The organism is Microcystis sp. (genome assembly GCF_048564745.1).
In the GTDB taxonomy this organism is placed as follows: Bacteria; Cyanobacteriota; Cyanobacteriia; order Cyanobacteriales; family Microcystaceae; genus Microcystis; species Microcystis ichthyoblabe_A.
This window is the reverse complement of sequence record NZ_JBLZRT010000131.1, coordinates 1-2,382: the sequence shown is the minus strand read 5'-3', so window position 1 is coordinate 2,382 and position 2,382 is coordinate 1. Positions and strand designations below refer to the sequence as shown.

3 protein-coding genes and 1 pseudogene are annotated in these 2,382 nt (G+C 39.2%); all 4 read left to right on the top strand.

Features of this window, described 5'->3' with window-relative positions; translation table 11 throughout:
- Positions 1-192 (top strand): hypothetical protein (locus tag ACOCD9_RS14945; RefSeq protein WP_287967743.1); only part of this gene is annotated, 192 nt, incomplete at its 5' end.
- A 141-nt stretch (positions 193-333) separates the two neighbouring features.
- Complete coding sequence (locus tag ACOCD9_RS14940) at positions 334-1,881, top strand: hypothetical protein (protein WP_287967741.1); 1,548 nt, start codon at positions 334-336, stop codon at positions 1,879-1,881.
- Positions 1,882-1,898: 17 nt separating this feature from the next.
- Positions 1,899-2,078: pseudogene (locus tag ACOCD9_RS14935) on the top strand (hypothetical protein); the annotation flags it as partial.
- A 75-nt stretch (positions 2,079-2,153) separates the two neighbouring features.
- Positions 2,154-2,382: hypothetical protein (locus ACOCD9_RS14930; protein WP_287967739.1), on the top strand; the 229-nt coding region annotated here is incomplete at its 3' end.

Sequence of the window (2,382 nt, the reverse complement as noted above, 5' to 3'; positions counted from 1 at the left end):
TATATTTTTGCCGGAGCTTTGCTATCGATCGCTTCTAATTATTCTCAAGATATGAGCAATTTATTTGCTAGAAATGAACAGGTTTATCAAACTGCTAGTTTAAGTGATGTTCCTCCTATTTTGACGGCAGAAACCGCAATTGCCAGCCTAGAAGCGGCAGCATCGGAGGATGGTAAAAAGCGGTGTCGCTGAATCAAGACATGAATACTAAATTGTGCCTCCTATCCACAAGTTACCTTAGTGCTAGGTTTTAAAAATTGCCGAGAGGACAATTGATACTTAAAATCAGCAACGCCCTATAATTCTTCAAACAGGTTCTAAGAATAGATGATCATGAAAACAGTCACAAAATTAGCTCTTATTGCCCTACTCTGGATAACAATAATCAATCCTGCCAACTTACCTCCAGATACCGATGTTAGGCTAAGAATGGCCCATGCCCTGTGGACAGGAACTGAAGAGGTTTCTTTACCCCCAAATTATCGTCCTTCCTCTCGATTAGAGCCTGTTGGTGTTTTAGGAGTAGATGGAAAACGATATGAACATTATGATATGGGACAATCTTTATTAATGTTGCCCGCAGATTGGATTGGCACTCAACTCTCTAAAGTTTTTCCTGGTATTAAGCCGTACTTATTACGAGAATTTGCGGTTAGTTTTCTTGTAGTTATCCCTCTAAATGTATTAGTTGTTCTCTCTTGTTATTGGTTACTTAGACTATTTGATTTTCAGGAGAAAATTGCGGCATCTGCTAGTTTGATTTGGTTGCTAGGTACTACCGTTCTCCACTATGCACAAACTTTTCAACAAAATAATCCAGTCCTACTTTGTGTGATTTTAGGTTATGCTTGTGCTTTAGCTTATATTAAAACTAACAAAGTACCTTATGTTTTTTTGAGTGGATTGGCAATCGGAGCAGCTATTAGCATTCGCTCGACAACTATCATTTATGCTCTAACAGTTTTTGGGTTTCTAATTAGCTGTCTAATTTATAAAAATTTCAAGCTGAATCAAATATTTAAGACGGCCATACTCTGGAACTTCGGCTTATTTCCCTTCTTTTTTATGAGTAGATTATTTAATTACTTACGCTTTGGGGATTTTTGGACAACGGGAACATCCTTACTCATGGAGCAAATCCGCAATGGAGCAATCTTTTCAGGGTTGCCAGAATTCCCCCCTAATTATCCTCTCATACACCCTCCCTACGTTGGTATTCTCGGCGTTCTCTTCTCGCCAGCTAAAAGTATATTTATTTACGACCCCTTTCTTTTACCGTGTTTAGTATTGGGGATTATTTTATTTAACAAATTAACACCTTATATACGAATATATTTTATTTCCTCAATTTTTGCACTTGTCTTTCATATTATCTTAACCAGCAAACTGGATTTCTGGCATGGAGATGGTTCTTGGGCTGCTCGTTATCACGTTACCTCAGTTCACCTACTACTTCTTCCCTTAATAGCTTTGCTAATCTTAGAGATGTTATCGGTTAATCGACTCAAACGATGGTTAATTAGCAGCTTGGTTGTTCTTTCTATTTTGGTTCAATTTGCTTCTCTTGTCTTTGACCCTAGTGTAAATAGTGGTGTGGTCAACTTTGCAGAACCAAAAAGTTTTTTGAGGTTTCGTTTAGCTGAACGTATCGACAGTGTTAGTTGCTTAATTGGTCTTTCTCGATCCCAAAGTTGCTTAGCTGAGGAAAAGTACAGTAAGTCTGATCTCGCCGGTAGAAAGTACAGTAAGTCGGCTCTCGCCAGTAGGGTGTATTTCTGGCCTCTTAAATTCAACAAAGCGCAAGGATTGCTCTGGAAAATTTGGGGATTCCTCTTGATCACAGCTTTGATCAGCACTCTACTTTTCCTAGTGATTGGGTAGTAGTTATGGAGACTTAATACCTTGCTCGTCCCTTACGTCGTGCGATTATGCGTCTGTTGGAAGATGTTCTGGCTGAGGAAATTCTCTCCGGACGGGTTTCTGATGGGGATACTGCCATGGTCGATATCGATGAGGAAGGTAAGGTGAAAGTTATTTCGGGGGAAAGACGCGAGTTAATCGCTCCCGTGATCGAATAAATTCTCACTGGAATTAGTTAAATACAGGGTGGGCTTTTTGCTCACCTTTTCTCGTAAAAATAGGGAAAAAGTGCGATGAAAGTCTGGGTTGTGGGTTGTGTTTTGTTATTTTTGTTGGTGGAATTTTATCAGTGGGCGAAGGGGTTTATTTTACCGTTACCTCTCTATATTTTTGCCGGAGCTTTGCTATCGATCGCTTCTAATTATTCTCAAGATATGAGCAATTTATTTGCTAGAAATGAACAGGTTTATCAAACTGCTAGTTTAAGTGATGTTCCTCCTATTTTGACGGCAGAAACCGCAA

What these genes read in the sequence shown, in the direction of transcription:
- ACOCD9_RS14940 (WP_287967741.1), top strand. Translation starts at nt 334, where the DNA reads ATGAAAACAGTCACAAAATTAGCTCTTATTGCCCTACTCTGGATAACA.